The sequence below is a fragment of the Pseudomonas sp. ICMP 561 genome (genome assembly GCF_002699985.1).
Classification (GTDB): Bacteria; Pseudomonadota; Gammaproteobacteria; order Pseudomonadales; family Pseudomonadaceae; genus Aquipseudomonas; species Aquipseudomonas quasicaspiana.
Genome location: NZ_LKBT01000004.1, coordinates 207,451 through 227,596, shown reverse-complemented (window position 1 = coordinate 227,596; position 20,146 = coordinate 207,451). Strand labels below are relative to the sequence as shown.

Below are 20,146 nucleotides of genomic sequence, written 5' to 3'. Positions count from 1 at the left end.
TGTTATCGGACAAACCGCGTTAAGGCTTTCGCGGGCAAGCCTCGCTCCAACAGGTCCGTGTTTGCTGCGCGCCAACGTGGCGTCCGGGACAATGGGCAACCTCCTATCAAACAAAATGCAATGTTCTGAGTTGACCCAAATCCTGTAGGAGATTGAGCCGATTCAGAACACTGTCGCCCCTTCAGTTCCCCACCCCCCTGCCGATGCATGTCGTAAGAAACTACCTACAAAAAACCTATTCCAAGGAGTTCCGCATGGGTTTGCTCGGCAAAAGTCTAGGTAACATGGGCGTCAGCCTGAAACTCGGAGTCGGTTTCGGGCTGGTCTTGCTGTTGACTGCACTGATTACAGTGACAGGTTGGCTAAGCGTCGGCGCACTGATCGAACGTGGCGACAAGCTGGGGGCCATCGCTGATGTCGCCAACCAAACCATGGAGCTGCGTATCCGACGCCTGGTCTATGAGCGTCAGTACGACGCTGAATCCGCCGCAGCAATGAATGCCACCCTCGATAAACTCGACGCCAGCGTCAAGAAAGCGCGCAGCATGGTCGTCAGTCCGGAAAGCCAAAAGTGGCTGGAAGAGGCACAGCAATCGGCCGCTGAGTACCGTAAAACCTTCAACGACATGATCAAGGCCATCGCAACCCGCGAAGCAAGCCGGAGCCTGATGGGCGATGCCGCTGACAGAGCGGTTGTCGAGATCGACAAGATTCAGGCTGCGTTGTTACAAGGCGATAACATTCTGCAATTCAACGATGCGGTGGGCGTCAGCAAACTCATTCAGCAGGCCCGGTTTCAGGTACGCGGATACACCTATAGCGGCAAGCCGGAATTCGAAAAGAACGCCAAAGCCGCCATCGACGAAGCACTCGTCGGTATCAACACGCTGGCTGGCAGTATCCCTTCTACCTACTTATCAGGTCTGCAGGCCGCAACAGCCGGTCTGAAAGACTACCAGTCAGCGGTTGATCAATACCGCGACGCACAGGCTGCCAGTAAAGAAGCGCTGGCAACCATGACCAAGGAAGGTACGGATTTGCTGGACCTGAGCGCCCAACTGAACGGTGACCAGTACAAGAAGCGAGAAGCAGAGAGTTCGAAAGCCAAGTCGACCTTGACCCTCGTTACTGTCCTGGCGCTGTTGTTCGGCGTCATAGCCGCCTGGGTTATCACCCGTCAGATCGTTACGCCTTTGCAGCAGACGCTGAGCATTGTCGAGCGGGTTGCTTCCGGTGATTTGAGCCACGATCTGGCCATTGACCGTCGCGACGAGATGGGTCAGTTGCAAACCAGCATCCAACGCATGACAGTGAACCTGCGCCAACTGATCGGCGGGATTCGCGACGGCGTGACGCAGATCGCCAGCGCGGCTGAAGAGCTGTCTGCGGTAACGGAACAAACCAGCGCCGGGGTGAACAGCCAGAAGGTCGAGACTGACCAAGTGGCCACCGCGATGCACGAAATGACCGCCACGGTTCAGGAAGTCGCACGTAACGCCGAGGAAGCCTCTGAAGCGGCCGTAGCAGCGGATCAGCAAGCCCGTGAGGGTGATCGCGTGGTCAATGAAGCGATTACCCAGATCGAGCGTCTGGCCTCGGAAGTGGGTAACTCCACCGAAGCAATGAGCGAACTCAAGCGCGAAAGCGACAAGATCGGCAGTGTCCTGGACGTTATCAAGTCGGTTGCACAGCAGACCAACCTGCTCGCCCTCAACGCCGCCATTGAAGCCGCACGCGCCGGGGAAGCCGGTCGTGGTTTCGCGGTCGTCGCCGACGAAGTGCGCAGCCTTGCTCAGCGCACTCAGAAGTCGACCGAAGAGATCGAGCAACTGATTGCAGGCCTGCAAAGTGGCACGCAGCAAGTGGCGACCATCATGGACAACAGCCGCGAACTGACCGTCAGCAGCGTGGAGCTGACTCGCCGTGCCGGTAGCTCGCTGGAGAACATCACCAAGACCGTTTCGGCAATCCAGGCGATGAACCAACAAATCGCGGCTGCCGCCGAAGAACAAAGCGCTACCGCTGAAGAAATCAACCGCAGCATCCTCAATGTGCGCGATGTTTCCGAACAAACCTCCGCTGCCAGTGAAGAAACCGCAGCGTCCAGCGTTGAGTTGGCACGACTGGGTAATCATTTGCAGGTGATGGTGAGCAAGTTCAAGATTTGAGTTAACACCGTAGGACCGGCTTTAGCCGGGAGGGCGTCATTCCTGACATAGAGTATGCTGCGAATGTAAAGCCCCCCTCCCGGCTAAAGTCGGTCCTACGGTTCTCCGTCGGTTCGATCACACGCCCCTCTCAGAATCCACCTACGACCAACTCAGGTCGCGCTCTTCTTTGCCCTGCCGATGCGCTGACAACGTAGGTCCTGGCTTGTCCAGGCCCTACCTGTTTCGCACAATTGCAGGAGCTTTCCGATGTTTCGATGGATCAACCAAACGCTTGGCAACACCAGCGTAAAACTCAAGCTGTCCCTGGGTTTCGGCCTGGTGCTGATGCTCACGATGGCAATCACCCTGACCGGCTGGCATGGCCTGGACACCATGATTGAACGCTCGGAATCCCTGACGTCCATCGGGCTACTGAGCAACATGACCAAGGATTTGCGCACCGACCGCATTATCTATCGTCAGAAAAACAGCCCGGAAAACGCGAACAAGGTTGTTAACCAGCTCAATGGACTGGAGAGCCATCTGGAGGCATTGCGAAAAGAAACAGACGACCGCATCAGCGTTGGCTTGCTGATCGGGCAAAGTAAAATCGTCGCTGATATGGAAAAGACTTTCACGGCGCTCAGCGATGAGAACCAACGGCGAGACTTGTCCCGGACTCAACTGGACCAACAATCGGAACAAGCGGTACAGGCTGTCGCGCTGGTGGAGATTGAAGTGCTCAAAGCCGTAAGCCAGGAGCAGGACAATGGCGAGCGGCTGGATGAATTCACCAACATCTCGCAGCTCAAGCAGCAGATCCAGAACGCTCGATTTCAGGTTCAGGCCTACACCTTCACTGCGCTGGAGGCCTATGAAACAGCAGCCATTGCCGCTATCGACGAGTCTCTGAAAGAAGTGCAGCAAATTGGCCAGGATCAGGCCGACAGCAACCTCAAAGGCCTGCAGCCGGCGAAAGAGGCGCTGGAGCGCTATCGTGCTCAGCTCGGTCACTTCAAGGACATTCAGGTCAAAGTGGAGGCCGCTCAGGAAACGCTCGAAGACCTGGGCGACAAGATGCTGAGCAGCGTCGCGGAACTGCTGGCCCTGCAAAGCCAGCAACGCGACACCGAGGCGGGCGCCTCTCGCACCATGCTGAGCAGCGTTGCCGTATTGGCCATGTTGCTTGGCCTGCTCGCAGCCTGGGTCATGACGCAACAAATCATCGCACCGCTGCGCGAGACACTGGCGGCCGCAGAACGTATCGCCAAGGGTGACTTGAGCAAGGACTTACAGGTTCAGCGCAAAGATGAAATGGGGCAACTGCAAGACAGCATGCAGGCCATGACCCTCAGCTTACGGCAGTTGATCGGCGGGATCAGCGAGGGCGTCGCGCAGATAACCGATGCGGCGCAGCAGCTGTCGGCTGTGACCGAGCAGACCAGTACCGGGGTCAACAGCCAGAAAGACGAGACCGATCAGGTGGCTGCGGCCATGAACGAAATGACCGCGACCGTGCACGAAGTTGCACGTAGCGCACAAGAGGCTTCTCAAGCGGCGGCGCAGGCGGATCAGCAGGCGCGGGAAGGCGATCAGGTGGTGGGACAGGCAATCGGGCAGATTGAGCAATTGGCGGACGAGGTCAAGAAATCCACTCAGGCCATGAATCTGTTGAAGCTGGAAAGCGACAAAATCGGCGGCGTGCTGGACGTGATCAAGTCAGTCTCGCAGCAAACCAACCTGTTGGCGCTGAACGCTGCCATTGAGGCTGCGCGTGCCGGAGAAGCCGGACGTGGTTTTGCGGTCGTCGCCGATGAAGTGCGCGGTCTGGCGCAACGTACACAGCAGTCGACAGAGGAAATCGAAGAGCTGATTGCAGCGTTGCAAAGCGGCACCCAACAAGTCGCCACGACACTGGATAACAGCCGCAGCCTGACCGACAACAGCGTGCAATTGAGCCGCCGCGCAGGCAGCGCGCTGGAGCAGATTACCCGCACCGTATCGACCATTCAGGACATGAACCAGCAGATAGCCACCGCCAGCGAAGAACAAAGCGCCGTGGCGGAGCAGATCAATCGCAACATTATCAGCGTGAGGGATGTGTCAGAGCAGACCGCGTCGGCGAGCGATCAGACGGCAGCGTCCAGTGTGGAGCTGGCGCGGTTGGGCACTCATTTGCAGGGACTGGTGGCGAAGTTTCGCGTGGGCTAGCGCGTTAACTGTTGGAGCGAGGCTTGCCCGCGAAGAACGATAACGCGGTGTTTCAGGCACACCGAGGCGATAGATTCGCGGGCAAGCCTCGCTCCAAGATGTTCAGCGAATCATTTACGGCTGGCGATGATGTACACAGCGTGAATGATGCCTGGGAAGTAACCAAGGATGGTCAGCAGGATGTTCAACCAGAAGGCGCCGGCGAAACCGACTTGCATGAACACGCCCACGGGCGGCAGCAGGATTGCGAAGATGATGCGAATAATGTCCATGGGGTAGCTCCAGATTAAATGGCTCTCGTAAGCCATACAGCGAATGGACCCATGGGCAATGAAAGAGGTTCCATTTGGTCTGGCAACCAGCCATTACCGAGGAGAATCATGGGTTGAAGCTGCCGTAAATCATCTGCAACTTAATCGGCCCCAATAAGAAAACCCCGCCTAAGCGGGGTTTTGCAGACTGTTTCCCTGACTTCCATTTCTCCCCACCATCCTGGCAGGCATCCTTACGTGTCCGTGTTATTTGTTGCGCTTCCTGCGCTACGTCCTTGGAACAAAGATTAACTTTGGATCCAACATTCGGATAGAGGCAAAAAAGCACCACGTAGTGTAAGCAAATGCTTACAAAGCCTCAGTCGTCAAAATTGCGCCGCATCCAGCAGGAACAGCGACTCGCTTCCCGCCTTGACCGAAGCACTCAATGAGTGGATGCGCGGCAGCAAGCGGGCGAAGTAAAAACGTGCCGTGCCGAGCTTGCTGGCGTAGAAATCTTCCTGAGCTTCTTTGCCCAGCGCCGCTTTGGCCATCATCGCCCACAGGTAGGCGTATGTGGTGTAACCAAACACGTGAAGGTATTCGACGGACGCGGCACCGATCTCCTGCGGGTTGTTACGGGATCGGTCGAGAATCCAGTGAGTCAACTCGTCCAGCGTATCCAGCGCAGCGCTCAACGGCTTGGTGAATTCGCTCAACGATGCGTCAGAACCGGTGATGAAACCACGGACCTCATCCGAGAACAGTTTGTAGTAGGCGCCGCCGCTGCCAACGATCTTGCGTCCCACCAGATCCAGCGCCTGAATGCCGTTTGTCCCTTCGTAGATCTGAGTGATGCGCACATCACGCACCAGTTGCTCCTGGCCCCACTCACGAATGTAGCCGTGGCCGCCAAACACTTGCTGGCCGTGGACAGTGGTTTCCAGGCCCATGTCGGTCAGGAACGCTTTGGCGACGGGGGTCAGCAACGCGACTAATTCATCAGCGCGCTGACGAGCGACGTCATCTTCGCTGAACTTGGCGATATCCAGCTGTATCGCTACATAGGTAGAAAACGCACGACCACCTTCATTCAGCGCTTTCATAGTCAGCAACATGCGCCGCACATCCGGATGGACGATGATCGGGTCAGCCATTTTCTCAGGCTGTTGCGCGCCGGTTGGCGAACGGCTCTGCAAACGGTCACGGGCGTAATCAATGGCGTTCTGGTAGGAACGCTCACCGGAAGCCAGGCCCTGAATGCCCACGCCAAGACGCTCGTAGTTCATCATGGTGAACATCGCAGCCAAGCCCTTGTTAGGCTCGCCGATCAGATAACCAACCGCTTCATCGAAGTTGATGACACAGGTAGCGGACGCCTGGATGCCCATTTTGTGCTCAATGGAACCGCAGCTCACGGTGTTACGCGAACCCAGGCTGCCGTCGGCATTAACCATGAATTTCGGCACCAGAAACAGCGAAATACCTTTTGGCCCAGCAGGCGCATCCGGCAGCTTGGCCAGGACCAGATGAATGATGTTTTCAGTCAGGTCGTGCTCGCCGCCAGTAATAAAAATCTTGGTGCCGGAAATTTTGTAAGAGTCGTCCGCCTGCGGTTCGGCCTTGGTGCGGATGATGCCCAGATCAGTCCCCGCATGGGCCTCAGTCAGGCACATCGAACCCGACCAGGCGCCGGAATACATGCTCGGCAGGTACGTGGCTTTGAGTTCTTCTGTGGCGTGGGTGTTGATCGAGACACAGGCCCCGGAAGTCAGCATCGGATACAGGCCGAAGGCCAGGCTTGCCGAATTGAGCATCTCTTCGACCTGAGCCGAAACCGCTTTGGGCATGCCCATGCCGCCGAAATCAGGATTACCGCCAACGCCCACCCAGCCGCCTTCCGCGTATGTCTGATAGGCCTGCGGGAAACCATCGGGGGTAGTCACGGCAGTGTCGTTCCAGGTACAGCCCTGTTCGTCGCCATTACGGCTCAGCGGTGCGATGCTCTTGCTGGTGACTTTGCCGGCTTCTTCAAGGATTGCTTCGACTGTCTCTGCATCAACCGTCTCAGCAAGTGCCGGTAACTGCGCCCAAAGCTTCGAGACCTCGAAGACCTCCTTAAGTACGAAACGCATATCGCGCAACGGCGCTTTGTAGTCAGCCATGGCAAACCTCACTGGGACAGGAGCAGTACGTCTGAATGGAGGAATCGCGCGATGAATGCGCGAAGTCAGTGTCGATGGGACGAGTGTACTCGAACACCGTTAGAGACACATAGGGTCGATATGTGACCATACACCAACAATTGGTCACTAAAGTTCGAAGCTGTCGTCACTTCCAGGAATTTCACATCGCTGTAGGACTGGCTTTAGCCGGGAGGGCGTCGGTAAATGCGCCGCATATCTTCAGTGTGTGTCAGGTAAACCGCTATCGCGGCCTCGCGGGGCTCGTGCGCTCCTACAGGGAGGTGCGCGTGCGGAGAGGATTAAGCAGCAGCTGTGCGCACTGCACCGCGTTTGGTGCTCTGCCCGTGGGACATGACGCAGTTGCGGCCAGCGCCTTTGGCGGCATAGAGCGCCTGGTCGGCCGCCTTGAGGACTTCTTCGGGGGTGCGGTGCTCCGGCAGGCGCTCGGCAACGCCAATACTGACCGTCACCGACACACTGGTGGCAGGCCCCGCCCCGCGTCGCTGACGGCCTTGCTGATCGTCTTTGGGGCGGTTATCTGGATTGCGCAACTGAATCTCATAGTTGGCGATCAATTCACGAATGGCTTCCAGATGCGGAATGCATTCCTCGATGGACTTGGCAGCAAACACGATGGCGAATTCTTCACCACCGTAGCGATAAGCCTTGCCGCCGCCACTGGTGATTCTCGACAACTTGCTGGCCACCAGCCGCAGCACCTGATCGCCCACGTCATGGCCGTGGGTGTCGTTGAATTTCTTGAAGTGGTCGACGTCGCCCATGGCCAGAACGTAATTGCGCCCCAGACGCTGCATACGCTCATTGAGCGCGCGACGCCCCGGCAATCCGGTCAATTCGTCGCGGAAGGCCATTTGATAAGCCTCATGAGCGACACCCGCTGCAATCATCAACATCACCTGGCTGCACATGATGTTCAGCGTGAACGGCAAAATGAAGGTTTTCGGCAATGCCCAGAACAGGCCAACCAGACCAATCAGCTGCGCGGCGTGCAAGGGACGAGGCTTGCGCACGTATTGCGCGATGAGCAAACCGAAGGCGATCAGAAAAGAAAGGTAGGACAGTTGAATCAGGCTCATCCACGAGCCGTGCAACGCAGGCCAGCGGATTTCTGCCAGCGACGCCAACAGCGCAGCCGGATAGCTTTGCTCCAGCCCCAGCGCGACAGCACCCACTGCGACCAGCACCGCAAGGCGGGCGATCAGGTCCTGGACCAAGTGAGTTCGCTCTTCCCAGGCGGCATAGACCCCGTACAACAGTGGCAGCAGCAAGCACACCAGATGGAATACCACGGCAGCGTCTTCACGCACCTTGCCGTTATCGCGGAAATAATCAGTTTGCGTGTCGAGCAGGAAATAGGCGGTGTAGACGGTAATCATCAAAAACAGCTCGCGCTGGCGACGATAGACACAGCAATACGCGCCGCCCAACAGCAGAACCAGTGTGGGCAGAACGTTGAACAGGGACGTGAAGAAAACGTTCAAGTCCTTGACGTACGCGGCCCCCAGCCCCCCCACCAATAAAACCAGCGAAGGCAGAAAATGACTCAGGCGTGCAGCAGAAGAACGCAACAAATGGGATGTCTCCTACCCATCACAGGGTAAAGAACTTAGTAGCTGGCATTGTGCCTTCATCCGCTCGGATATGCATTCAGAAGAACTAAATAGCAGGCTACTTTCTTTAACGGCAGCAATCCGGAAATGTTTATTGGTGGGAGGTGAAGATCGCGTGACGGCAGTGATAAGCCATACCGGACGCACCGCCTCGCGAACAAGTTCGCTCCTACCCGAAATCCCTGCCCCATCCGGATTTGCTTACCGCAGGACCCGAGTGGGCGATGACATCACCGGTGGGAGCGAACTTGTTCGCGAACAGCCATCTCCCATACACCGCCTCGCGAACAAGTTCGCTCCTACCCGCAATCCCTGCCCCATCCGGATTTGCTTACCACAGGACCCGAGTGGGCGATGCCATCCCGGTAGGAGCGAACTTGTTCGCGAACAGCCATCTCCCATACACCGCCTCGCGAACAAGTTCGCTCCTACCCGCAATCCCTGCCCCATCCGGATTTGCTTACCACAGGACCCAAATGGGCGATGCCATCACCGGTAGGAGCGAACTTGTTCGCGAACGGCGTCCCCGATACGAACAACAACCAAAAAAAAGCCGCCTCCCCCGAAGGAGAAGCGGCTTTGAGTGAAACCGGCGAGGCTTAGTAAGCCAGGCCGAAATCTTCTTCTTTCATGTCCATCAGGTTGTTGGCGCCCGACAGCATGGCGGCAACGTGCGAACGGGTACGTGGCAGGATGCGCTGGAAGTAGAAACGCGCAGTCTGCAGCTTGGCGGTGTAGAACGCCTCTTCGCTGGTGCCAGCGGCGAGCTTCTCGGCCGCCACGCGAGCCATGTCAGCCCAGAAGTAAGCCAGGCAGGCGTAACCGGAATACATCAGGTAATCCACCGACGCAGCACCGACTTCTTCACGATCCTTCATGGCGGCCATGCCCACTTTCATGGTCAGTTCGCCCCACTCCTTGTTCAGCGCGGCCAGCGGAGTGATGAACTCCTGAACAGCTTCGGCGCCTTCGTTGTTCTGGCAGAACTTGTGGACGATCTTGGTGAAGCCCTTGAGCGCTTCGCCTTGAGTCATCAGCACCTTACGACCCAACAGGTCCAGCGCCTGAATACCGGTGGTGCCTTCGTACAGCATGGAAATGCGGCTGTCGCGAACGTTTTGCTCCATGCCCCACTCGGCGATGAAGCCGTGGCCGCCGTATATCTGCACGCCATGGTTAGCGGACTCAAAGCCCACTTCAGTCATGAACGCCTTGGCAATCGGGGTCATGAACGCCAACAGTGCATCGGCCTGCTTCTTGTGTTCAGCGTCTTCGCTGTACTTGGCGATATCCACCTGTTTAGCGGTGAAATACACCATGGCACGCGTGCCTTCGGAGAACGCTTTCATGGTCAGCAACATGCGACGCACGTCGGGGTGGACGATGATCGGATCAGCGGCTTTGTCCGGCGCTTTCGGGCCAGTCAGGGAACGCATCTGCAGACGATCACGCGCGTATTTCAGGCCGCCCTGGAAGCCGATTTCGGCGTGGGCCAGACCTTGCAGCGCGGTACCAAGACGTGCGGTGTTCATGAAGGTGAACATGCAGTTCAGACCTTTGTTCGCCGGGCCGATCAGGAAGCCGGTGGCCGCATCGAAGTTCATCACGCAGGTCGCGTTGCCGTGGATGCCCATCTTGTGTTCCAGAGAACCACAGTTCACGGCATTGCGCTCGCCAACGCTGCCGTCAGCGTTTGGCAGGAATTTCGGCACGATGAACAGTGAGATACCTTTGGTGCCAGCAGGGGCATCCGGCAGACGCGCCAGTACGATATGGACGATGTTATCGGCCATGTCGTGCTCGCCAGCCGAGATAAAGATTTTGGTGCCGGTGACACGATACGAGCCATCAGCCTGAGGTTCGGCCTTGGTGCGCAGCATGCCCAGGTCGGTACCGCAGTGGGATTCGGTCAGGCACATGGTGCCGGTCCATTCGCCCGACACCAGCTTGGTCAGGTACAGGTGCTGCTGTTCTTCGGTGCCGTGTTCGGAAATGGTATTCATCGCGCCATGGGACAGACCTGGGTACATGCCCCAGGACCAGTTGGCTTCGCCGACCATCTCACTAACCGCCAGCCCCAGGGATTCAGGCAAGCCCTGACCACCATGCTCAACGTCGTGCGCCAGGCTTGGCCAGCCGCCTTCGACGAATTGCTTGTAGGCCTCTTTGAAGCCGCTCGGCGTTTTCACGCCCGACTCGCTCCAGGTACAACCTTCCAGATCACCAACACGATTCAGCGGTGCCAGCACCTGCTCACAAAACTTGGCGCCTTCTTCAAGAATGGCGTCGACCATGTCTGGAGTAGCGTCCTGGCAAGCCGGCAGACTTTGATAGTGCGCTTCGTAGCCGAGCAGTTCGTCACGAACGAAGCGAATATCACGCAAGGGGGCCTTGTAGTCAGGCATAGCGATAAACCTCTGCTGATGAAACCTGGAAATGTATGACCGATCGGTCGCTGCGGGAACGTTCCCCAACCACCGGACAATCTCGGATGCCTAGCGGTCAAACAGGTGTTTGAAACATACGTTTACGCCCAAACCTTGTCAAGCATGCGTCTACTACCTTTCATCTTGAGATGTTTTACAAGACGCACAGGCAAAGGCGCACAGCGGGATAAATGCCGTTCGTCGACGTCATGAGTCTAGTTGAGAGAGATGACTTTGCGGAGCTGCGCGGAGGAAATAGAAGCGAGTGATGACAGGGAATTCAGCGCATGCCGTGCGCAGATCGCACGGCACAGAAGGGGTAAATCAGGCGTAGGTATCGATCAAAGTGCCGAGCATTTCGTCGCTGGCTTTCTGCACGGCAACACCGGCTTCAGCCTGAAATTTCCCAGAAGCCATTTCGACCAGATTCGCGGACAAGTCAGAACGTTGGGAACGGTCAACCGAACGCAGGTTTTCCAGCTGGAAGTCCGAAGACTGGCTTCTGCCGGAGACTTCGATGTTGCTGCTGGCGATTTGGGTAGCCGCTTGATCGACACGAGACTGCCCGACTTCCATGGCGCTGAGGCCTGGATAGAGCGTGTTATTCATGGAGATTTGCATAAATCGATCCTCTGTTCGTAAGCGAACACGGGCTTATTTAAGCAGCAAACCCGGCGAAACACCCGACAAAAAGACTAATGGCACAAAGCCTCTTCATAGGCTTAGCCTTTCTCGTTTGGTCAGTTTACTGCTTCGACCTGAATCACATTGATCAATTTTTGTGCGGTGGCGCACATTCCAGCCACACCGATTTCTGTAAGGACTCAATCCAGCAACTCCAGATGCAGATACTTCGCCACCGCGTCAGCCCCGGCCTTCTTCAACTTCGGTACTCGGCCCAGACACGGCGCAGGCAGACGCTCAGCCAATGTCGCCAGATTCTCTTCGAGACGCGAGGTTTTCGGGTCGATGATATTGGCCACCCAACCCGCCAATTGCAGCCCATCAGCAGCGATGGCCTCAGCGGTCAGCAATGCATGACTGATGCACCCCAGGCGTACGCCAACAACCAGAATCACCGGCAATTGCAGACCGACGGCCAGATCCGACAGATTGGCCTGGTCGGCCAGCGGCACACGCCAGCCACCCGCCCCTTCGATCAGAGTGAAGTCAGCATTGCGGGCCAGTAACAAGCGCATCGGACCCAGCAGCGCCTGCACCGTGAGCGCGACGCCCGCCTCCCGCGCAGCCAGATGTGGTGCGATGGCGGGTTCGAACGCAAACGGATTGATCTCGTCATAACTCAACGCTATCGAACTCTCGGCCATCAGCGCCAGGGCATCCGGGTTGCGCAAGCCATCAGGAGCGACCACACACCCCGACGCGACGGGCTTACCCGCGAGCGTACTCAACCCGCTCAACCGGGCAGCATGCAACAAGCCCGCAGCAATCGTAGTTTTACCAACATCAGTGTCGGTGCCTGCGACGAAGTATGCACGGCTCATCTCGGCAATCCCTTTTCACGTGGTGAACTCAGACGGTTTTTTCCAATACCGCGTAGATAACCTGATACGTCGCAGGCAAACCTTCAGCCTGACGATAACCTTCATACGCCTCAATCAAGGCTAGTAGCCGCACCCGCCCGGTCAAACCGCCGGGACGTCCGGGGTTCAGATTGTGCGCGCCCAATGCTTTCAGCTCATGGGTCAGGCTGCGCACATCCGGGTAGTGCAGGACATGCGGACGGACCTCAAGCGAGCGTACTCGCATCCCGCTGGCCGCGCATAACTGTTGGTAATCGTCGAGTTGCCGGAAGCGGTTGACGTGAACCAGCCCGTCTACCGTCTGCCAGCTGTCGCGTAATTCATGAAGGGTGCCGACGCACAGACTGGCAAAGGCAAACACGCCCCCCGGCTGCAGTACGCGGCGGGCTTCACTCAGGACAGCAGCAAAATCGGCACACCACTGCACCGCGAGACTGGAGAAAATCACCTCACAACTGTCATCGCGCAATGGCATGCGTTCAGCATCGCCCGCCACGAAATGCTCAGCGCCGCCCAACGGCTGCGCATGGCGCAGCATGCCTTCGGCGATATCCAGCGCCACCCCTTTGCTGCCCGCAAAGGTCTCGGCCAGTGCGCGACTGAAATAGCCGGTGCCGCTGCCCAGATCCAGCCAGCGCCGAGGGGTCAGCCCGGCAGGCAGACGCGACAGCAGTTCGCCGCCCACCGCACGCTGCAACTCGGCGACGCTGTCATAACTGCCCGCTGCACGGGAAAAAGAGGCCGCCACCTGGCGTTTGTCGGGCAAACCACCCGGCAGCCGTGGATTGGAAAGATCAGTCATCACCGGACTCATGCAGAAACGCGTGGATTGCCGCCGCGACGCCGTGGGGGTTCTCCAGCAGGAAGGCATGGCTGGCCTGTTCGATCAGCCCTACTTCCACATCAGGTAACAGCGCCAGCAGATCACTCGCTGCCTCGGCGGGCACAAACGCATCCAGACCGGCGAACAGGTGCAACTGCGGGCCACGAAAGGTCTGCAGCGCGCTTCGGGTATCAAGTTGCCCCAGCAATTGCAGGCCGTGTACCAATGCGTTGATGGAGCCATGTGGCGCGCCCGCTTTGAGCAAGCGCGAAATAGCCCGCGGGTCTTCGGCCCCTTGTGCACACAGCAGACTGAAGCGCTTCAAGGTCGCGTCCGGATGATCAATGCATCCAGTCAGGAAAGCATCGAAATCCCCAGCGGGCATCGCGTTGGGCCACGCACCACGGGGCACGAAACTGGCGTTGCTGGCCAACGTCAGAAGACCACAGCAACGCTCACCACGACGCGCCGCCAGCTCAGCGGCGAGCATACCGCCCAGTGACCAGCCACCTAGCCAGGCGTCATCAGGCAGGGTCGCGTCCAGCTCGTCTAGCCATTCTCGAAGATCGCTGCTGTCCAGCTCCGGCAACGGCTCGATTTCCACCCGAAGGTGCTCGTCGAGACCGCGCAACGCAGCGGCTAAAGGCTCCAGAGGCGAGATACCCAAGCCCCAACCCGGTAACAGAATCAACCGATCACGCATGCTCTGGCTCCACCTGTTCGCTCATGCCCAGCAGCGGGTAACACTGCGCCAATGCATTCAACAATAGCTGCACTTGGGCGGCGCTGTGTGCGGCGGATAACGTCACGCGCAAACGCGCACTGCCAGCAGGCACAGTCGGCGGGCGAATAGCGGTCACCAGCAGGCCGTGCTCGCGCAGCATCTGCGACAGGCGCACAGCCTGCCCGGCATCGCCAATGAGGATCGGCTGGATCGGCGTGAAGCTGTCCATCAGCGTCAGGCCAATCTGTTCGGCTCCGGCGCGAAACTGTGCGATGAGCCGCGTCAGGTGTTCACGACGCCAATGCTCGGTGCGCAACAACTCAAGGCTTTTCAGTGTTGCGCAGGCCAGGGCCGGCGGCTGGCTGGTGGTGTAGATGTACGGTCGGGCGAACTGGATCAGGGTTTCGATTAACTCGTCGCTGCCCGCCACAAAGGCTCCGGACGTGCCGAACGCCTTACCCAACGTGCCGATCAAGACCGGCACGTCATTCATGCCCAAACCGAAATGCTCAACGATACCGCCGCCATTGGCGCCCAACGGACCGAAGCCATGAGCATCATCGACCATCAGCCAGGCGCCTTTGGCTTTCGCGGTGTGTGCGAGTGTCGGTAGATCGGCGATATCGCCATCCATGCTGAATACGCCATCGGTGACGACCAGCGTATCCCCAACGGCTTTCTCCAGACGTGAATTCAAACTCTGGGCGTCGTTGTGCAGATAACGGGAAAACCGCGCACCGCTGAGCAATCCGGCATCCAGAAGCGAAGCATGATTGAGGCGATCTTCGAGCACGGTGTCGCCCTGCCCTACCAACGCAGTAACGGCACCAAGGTTGGCCATGTAGCCATTGGAGAACAGCAGCGCACGCGGTCGCCCGGTGAGCTCGGCCAGCGCCTCTTCCAGTTCGTGATGCGGGCTGCTGTGGCCGATCACCAGATGCGAAGAGCCACCGCCAACGCCCCACCTATCAGCGCCTGCCTGCCAGGCGGCGATAATTTCGGGGTGATTGGCCAGCCCCAGATAATCGTTGTTGCAGAACGCCAGCAACGGCTTGCCGTCGACTACCACTTCGGGGCCTTGCGGGCTTTGCAGCAAAGGGCGCTGGCGATAGAGATTGTCAGCACGCCGGGAAGCCAGACGTGCGCTCAGATCGAAAGACATGGGGGCCTCGGGGAAGTCATTCCACGTAGGACCGGCTTTAGCCGGGAGGGGGCCAGTACATCCGCAGCATTTCCTAAGTCAGGAAAGAAGCCCTCCCGGCTGAAGCCGGTCCTACGGTCGGTGGTCAAACCACGGCGTTATAAAACTGCTCGCTGCTCTTCTGTTCGACCAGCGCTTGCTCGATGGCAGCCTGGTGCACTTCGTCGGCATGTTCTTCGCGGGCTTCGGGCTTGATCCCAAGACGCGAGAACAACAGCATGTCTTTGTCCGCTTGTGGGTTGGCGGTGGTCAGCAGCTTGTCGCCGTAGAAGATCGAGTTGGCACCGGCAAAAAACGCCAATGCCTGCATTTGCTCGTTCATGGCCTCGCGACCCGCCGACAGGCGCACGTGGGACTGTGGCATCAGAATGCGCGCCACGGCGAGCATGCGGATGAAATCAAACGGGTCGATGTCTTCGGCATTTTCCAACGGCGTACCGGCGACCTTGACCAGCATGTTGATCGGCACCGATTCCGGATGCTCTGGCAGATTGGCCAGCTGGATCAGCAAATTGGCGCGGTCATCCAGCGACTCACCCATGCCCAGAATACCGCCTGAACAGATCTTCATCCCGGAGTCACGCACGTAGGCCAGGGTCTGCAAACGCTCGCTGTACGTGCGGGTGGTAATGATGCTGGTGTAGAAATCCGGCGAGGTATCGAGGTTGTGGTTGTAGTAATCCAGACCGGCCGACGCCAGTGCTTCGGTCTGTTCCTGATCCAGACGACCCAGGGTCATGCAGGTTTCCAGGCCCATTGCCTTGACGCCTTTGACCATCTCCAGCACATAAGGCATGTCTTTGGCAGATGGGTGCTTCCAGGCCGCGCCCATGCAAAACCGGGTCGAACCGATGGCCTTGGCACGAGCGGCTTCTTCGAGAACCTTCTGCACTTCGAGCAGCTTTTCTTTTTCCAGGCCGGTGTTGTAGTGACCCGATTGCGGGCAGTACTTGCAGTCTTCCGGGCAGGCACCGGTCTTGATCGACAGCAGGGTCGAGACCTGAACGCGATTGGCGTCGAAATGAGCACGATGCACCGTCTGCGCCTGAAACAGCAGGTCATTGAAAGGCTGTACGAACAGCGCTCTGACCTCAGCTAAAGTCCAGTCATGACGCAAAGTGGCGGTGGTGCTGGCGCTCATCGGGCGGTCCTCGGTTTCTGCTGTGATTCTTTTGGCTAACGACCTGCGACTCAGCCCTGCTTGCACAGGCTAAAAGTCCACAAGCACGACATGGATGTTTCAGTATGTTTAAGGAAGAGCCTTGCGCTGTCAACCACATCCTACCTATCAGGTTTACAACTGGCTAAAAAACAACCAGAGATGTTTATTGTGCGACGAGTTGACCGACACGCTTTATCCGATTTGCACAGCCTGTGAAACCGAACTGCCCTGGCTCGGTGACCAATGCCAGCAATGCGCACTCCCTCTGGCGATGTCAGGCCTGAATTGCCCGCAGTGCACGAGAAACGAGCCAGCCTTTGACGAAGTAGCAGCGCCCTGGCTGTATGAATTCCCCATCGACAGCCTGATTACCCGATTCAAGCATCAGGGCAACTGGCCCATGGGGCGCCTGTTGGCGCAATTACTCGGGCAGTTTCTGCAACACCGCTTCGAAGAAAACCTGCCGCGCCCGGACTTTCTCCTGCCCGTGCCATTGGCTGTTAAACGCCTGCGCCAGCGCGGCTACAACCAGGCAGCGATGCTGGCTGACTGGCTGGGCGATCAACTGGAACTACCCGTGGAGGACCAGTTGGTATTGCGCACTCAGGAAACCCCGCCCCAACAAGGCCTCGATGCCAAAGCCCGCAAGCGCAACCTGCGTAATGCGTTTGTTGTGATTGATGAGGAGAAAATCAAAGGCAAGCATGTGGCGCTGGTGGACGACGTGCTGACCACAGGCTCCACGGCGGATGTGATTGCAAAGCTGCTGATCAAGGCCGGGGCGTGTCGGGTGGATGTTTATTGCCTGGCGCGGACGCCGAAGCCGGAGGATTGATTACCATCAATAGACGACATTTGTAGGAGCTGCCGAAGGCTGCGAAGCAGTCATCCTGACACACCGCCATCGCAGCCTTCGGCAGCTCCTACAGATCCGATGTGTGGCGTAGACATCCGGCAACACCTACAAAAACACCAATGCCTTACACTGCCCGCCATCATCACGACCAAAAAGCAGCCCCCATGCCCCTACCCACTCTGCTCACTCAACACATGGTCCGTCGCCCGCAACGTATTGCGCTGTTGCAGCACATTGCCGAGCAGGGCTCGATTACCCGTGCGGCCAAGAGTGCGGGGTTGAGTTACAAGGCGACGTGGGATGCCATTGATGAGCTGAACAACCTGGCGCAGAAGCCGCTGGTCGAGCGCAGTGTCGGCGGGCGTGGCGGTGGGGGTGCGAAGTTGTCTGCCGAGGGCGAACGCGTGTTGCGTTTGTACCATCGCTTGCAGGCACTTCAGGCTCAGGTGCTGGAGGCCACTGAAGAAAGCGCCGACCTGGATTTACTCAGCCGCCTGACGTTACGTACGAGTGCTCGCAATCAGTTACTGGGGCGCATAGAGAGCATTACAGCTCACGGTCACAACGATCTGGTTCGCCTGCGTCTGGCGGGAGATGTGTTTATAGAGGCGCAGATTACCCATGACAGTACGCTGCGTCTGGATCTGGTAGTCGGCACCGATGTGGTGGCGCTGATCAAGGCCGGCTGGCTGGAATTACAGGCACCAGGACACTCCGTAACAAATGGACACAATTGCTTGAGCGGCACGGTAGAAGAAGTCATCGGCGCTGCGGATGGTCCCAGCGAGGTGCGCATTACCCTGCCCAGCGGTCAGATTCTGTGCTCACTGGCAGAGCCTGCACAGCTTGCGGCCCTTCAGCTGAAAACCGGCAGCCCGGTGCTGGTTCAATTCGCGCCATCCCTCGTGCTGCTGGGCACGCCGCTGTAATAGCACGGCGTCATTGCGACGACACAATTTCGTCATATCTGCTCACTAAGGTGTCTGCCACACCTGCTGGGAGCCGTGTTGATGAAACTACTAGAAGAAAACCAAGCTACAGACCTCGAACAAATGGTCGGCCTGACCCGCCGTGGCTTCATTACCGCTGGCGCTTTGTGCGGCGCAGCGATGTTTCTCGGCGGCGGCCTGTTGAGCCGCACCGCGCTGGCCAAGAGTGTCAGCGCTGCATCATCAGGCAAGCTGCTCGGCTTCGACAGCATCCCCGCCGCCACGGCTGACAGCATCAGCCTGCCGCCGGGCTACACCTCTTCGGTTCTGATCAGTTGGGGTCAGCCGCTGCAGGCTGACGGACCGGCATTTGACCCTAGCGGTAAAGGCACCGCCGAAGCGCAGGAAGTGCAGTTCGGCGACAACAATGACGGCATGAGCCTGTTCCCGATGCCGGGTCATAAAGACCGCGCGCTGATGGCCATCAACAACGAATACACCAATTACCGCTACCTGTTCGATCACGGCAAAGAGCCTCAATCCGCTGAAGACGTGCGTAAAGCGCTGGCCAGTGAAGGCGTGTCGGTAATCGAAGTGCAGCAAAAGAATGGCAAATGGCAGTTCGTGCAGAACTCCAAATACAACCGCCGCATTCACGGCAACACCCCGATCAATCTGAGCGGCCCGGCCGCCGGGCACGACTGGCTCAAGACCGACGCCGACAGCACCGGCACCAAAGCCCTCGGTACATTCCAGAACTGCGCCAACGGCAAAACGCCGTGGGGCACTTACCTGACATGCGAAGAGAACTTCACTGATTGCTTCGGCAGCAGCGACGCCGAGCAGAAGTTCGACGCGGGCATCAAGCGCTACGGCGCGGTTGCCGCCAGCAAAGACATCAACTGGCATCAACATGACCCGCGCTTCGATCTGGCCAAGAACCCCAACGAGATCAATCGTCACGGCTGGGTAGTGGAAATTGATCCGTTCGACCCGAAATCCACCCCGGTAAAACGCACTGCACTGGGCCGCTTCAAGCACGAAAACGCTGCTTTGGCCGAGACCAAAGGCGGTCGCGCTGTGGTGTACATGGGCGACGACGAACGTGGCGAGTTCATCTACAAATTCATCAGTCGCGACAAGATCAACCACAAAGATCCGAAAGCCAACCGCAACCTGCTGGACCACGGCACGCTGTATGTCGCGCGTTTTGATAATGGCGACGGCAACCCGGACCGTCCGAAAGGCACAGGCGAATGGGTCGAGTTGACCCACGGCAAAAACGGCCTGGATGCAGCCGCTGGTTTCAATAACCAGGCTGAAGTGCTGATCCACGCACGCCTTGCGGCCAGCGTCGTGAAAGCCACGCGCATGGACCGTCCGGAATGGATCGTGGTCAGCCCGAAAGATGGTCAGGTTTACTGCACTCTCACCAACAACGCCAAGCGCGGTGATGATGGGCAACCGGTTGGCGGGCCGAACCCGCGGGCGAAAAACCAGTACGGGCAAATCCTGCGCTGGCGCGAAAACGCCGACAACGCCTCGGCGATGACCTTCGATTGGGATCTGTTTGTGGTCGCGGGCAACCCGACTGTTCACAGCGGCACACCACAAGGCGGGTCGAGCAACATCAACCCGCAGAACATGTTCAACAGCCCGGACGGCCTGAGTTTCGACAGCGCCGGTCGCCTGTGGATCCAGACCGACGGCGACTCCAGCAACAAGGGCGACTTCGCGGGCATGGGCAACAACCAGATGTTGTGTGCCGACCCACACAGCGGCGAAATCCGTCGTTTCATGGTCGGGCCCATTGGTTGCGAGGTCACCGGTATCAGCTTCGCGCCGGACTACAAAACCATGTTTGTGGGCATCCAGCATCCCGGTGAGAACGGCGGTTCGACCTTTCCGGAGCATCTGCCAAACGGCAAACCGCGTTCATCGGTGATGGTGATTACGCGGGATGATGGTGGTGTGATCGGCGCTTGATCTGCTCTTGATCTTTGGTAGNAACTTGTGGGGGAGCCGTTAGCCCTGCGAACGCAGGAATATCGT

General features: G+C 58.2%; 15 protein-coding genes. 5 read left to right on the top strand and 10 right to left on the bottom strand.

Annotated features, from left to right (window positions below; genetic code table 11):
- Positions 1-284 precede the first annotated feature (284 nt).
- Both AO242_RS05560 and AO242_RS30385 read left to right on the top strand, forming a co-directional pair.
- Positions 285-2,168 carry a HAMP domain-containing methyl-accepting chemotaxis protein gene (locus tag AO242_RS05560; protein WP_373562194.1) on the top strand — a complete coding sequence of 628 codons (1,884 nt, stop codon included), beginning with the start codon at positions 285-287 and terminating at the stop codon, positions 2,166-2,168.
- Between the two features lie 249 nt (positions 2,169-2,417).
- Positions 2,418-4,361 (top strand): methyl-accepting chemotaxis protein, encoded by a 1,944-nt coding sequence (locus AO242_RS30385; RefSeq protein WP_099267983.1) that lies wholly within the window; start codon positions 2,418-2,420, stop codon positions 4,359-4,361.
- Positions 4,362-4,471: 110 nt separating this feature from the next.
- Here AO242_RS30385 and AO242_RS05545 read toward each other — a convergent pair whose 3' ends face one another.
- The 10 genes from AO242_RS05545 to bioB form a co-directional block, all read right to left on the bottom strand.
- Positions 4,472-4,633: a YqaE/Pmp3 family membrane protein gene (locus AO242_RS05545; RefSeq protein WP_049826708.1), complete on the bottom strand. Its 162-nt coding sequence runs from the start codon at positions 4,631-4,633 to the stop codon at positions 4,472-4,474.
- Between the two features lie 365 nt (positions 4,634-4,998).
- Positions 4,999-6,777 (bottom strand): acyl-CoA dehydrogenase C-terminal domain-containing protein, encoded by a 1,779-nt coding sequence (locus tag AO242_RS05540; protein ID WP_099267982.1) that lies wholly within the window; start codon positions 6,775-6,777, stop codon positions 4,999-5,001.
- 320 nt (positions 6,778-7,097) lie between these two features.
- Entirely contained in the window at positions 7,098-8,390 is a 1,293-nt protein-coding gene (locus AO242_RS05535) for a GGDEF domain-containing protein (protein ID WP_027902458.1), read from the bottom strand.
- A 638-nt stretch (positions 8,391-9,028) separates the two neighbouring features.
- The gene (locus tag AO242_RS05530; RefSeq protein ID WP_027902457.1) at positions 9,029-10,834 is read right to left on the bottom strand and encodes a phenylacyl-CoA dehydrogenase; all 1,806 of its coding nucleotides are present in this window, start codon (positions 10,832-10,834) and stop codon (positions 9,029-9,031) included.
- A 345-nt stretch (positions 10,835-11,179) separates the two neighbouring features.
- On the bottom strand, positions 11,180-11,476 hold the full coding sequence (locus AO242_RS05525) for a hypothetical protein (RefSeq protein WP_027902456.1): 297 nt from the start codon (positions 11,474-11,476) through the stop codon (positions 11,180-11,182).
- 203 nt (positions 11,477-11,679) lie between these two features.
- The gene (gene bioD, locus AO242_RS05520; protein WP_099267981.1) at positions 11,680-12,360 is read right to left on the bottom strand and encodes a dethiobiotin synthase; all 681 of its coding nucleotides are present in this window, start codon (positions 12,358-12,360) and stop codon (positions 11,680-11,682) included.
- A 28-nt stretch (positions 12,361-12,388) separates the two neighbouring features.
- Complete coding sequence (gene bioC / locus AO242_RS05515) at positions 12,389-13,201, bottom strand: malonyl-ACP O-methyltransferase BioC (protein ID WP_099267980.1); 813 nt, start codon at positions 13,199-13,201, stop codon at positions 12,389-12,391.
- A complete protein-coding gene (locus tag AO242_RS05510; RefSeq protein ID WP_099267979.1) occupies positions 13,194-13,925 on the bottom strand; it encodes an alpha/beta fold hydrolase in 732 nt (243 codons plus the stop codon). Before AO242_RS05510 ends, bioC begins: the two co-directional genes overlap by 8 nt.
- Positions 13,918-15,108 carry an 8-amino-7-oxononanoate synthase gene (bioF, locus tag AO242_RS05505; protein WP_099267978.1) on the bottom strand — a complete coding sequence of 397 codons (1,191 nt, stop codon included), beginning with the start codon at positions 15,106-15,108 and terminating at the stop codon, positions 13,918-13,920. Before bioF ends, AO242_RS05510 begins: the two co-directional genes overlap by 8 nt.
- A gap of 124 nt (positions 15,109-15,232) precedes the next feature.
- On the bottom strand, positions 15,233-16,288 hold the full coding sequence (gene bioB / locus AO242_RS05500) for a biotin synthase BioB (RefSeq protein ID WP_027901924.1): 1,056 nt from the start codon (positions 16,286-16,288) through the stop codon (positions 15,233-15,235).
- Between the two features lie 121 nt (positions 16,289-16,409).
- Here bioB and AO242_RS05495 point away from each other — a divergent pair, with 121 nt between their 5' ends.
- The 3 genes from AO242_RS05495 to AO242_RS05485 all read left to right on the top strand — a co-directional run bounded on the left by AO242_RS05495 (position 16,410) and on the right by AO242_RS05485 (position 20,080).
- Positions 16,410-17,144, top strand: coding sequence for a ComF family protein (locus tag AO242_RS05495; RefSeq protein ID WP_099267977.1), 735 nt, complete (start codon positions 16,410-16,412; stop codon positions 17,142-17,144).
- A gap of 185 nt (positions 17,145-17,329) precedes the next feature.
- Positions 17,330-18,094, top strand: a complete 765-nt coding sequence (locus tag AO242_RS05490; protein WP_099267976.1) for a TOBE domain-containing protein — start codon at positions 17,330-17,332, stop codon at positions 18,092-18,094.
- An 81-nt stretch (positions 18,095-18,175) separates the two neighbouring features.
- Positions 18,176-20,080 carry a PhoX family protein gene (locus AO242_RS05485; RefSeq protein ID WP_099267975.1) on the top strand — a complete coding sequence of 635 codons (1,905 nt, stop codon included), beginning with the start codon at positions 18,176-18,178 and terminating at the stop codon, positions 20,078-20,080.
- Positions 20,081-20,146 lie beyond the last annotated feature (66 nt).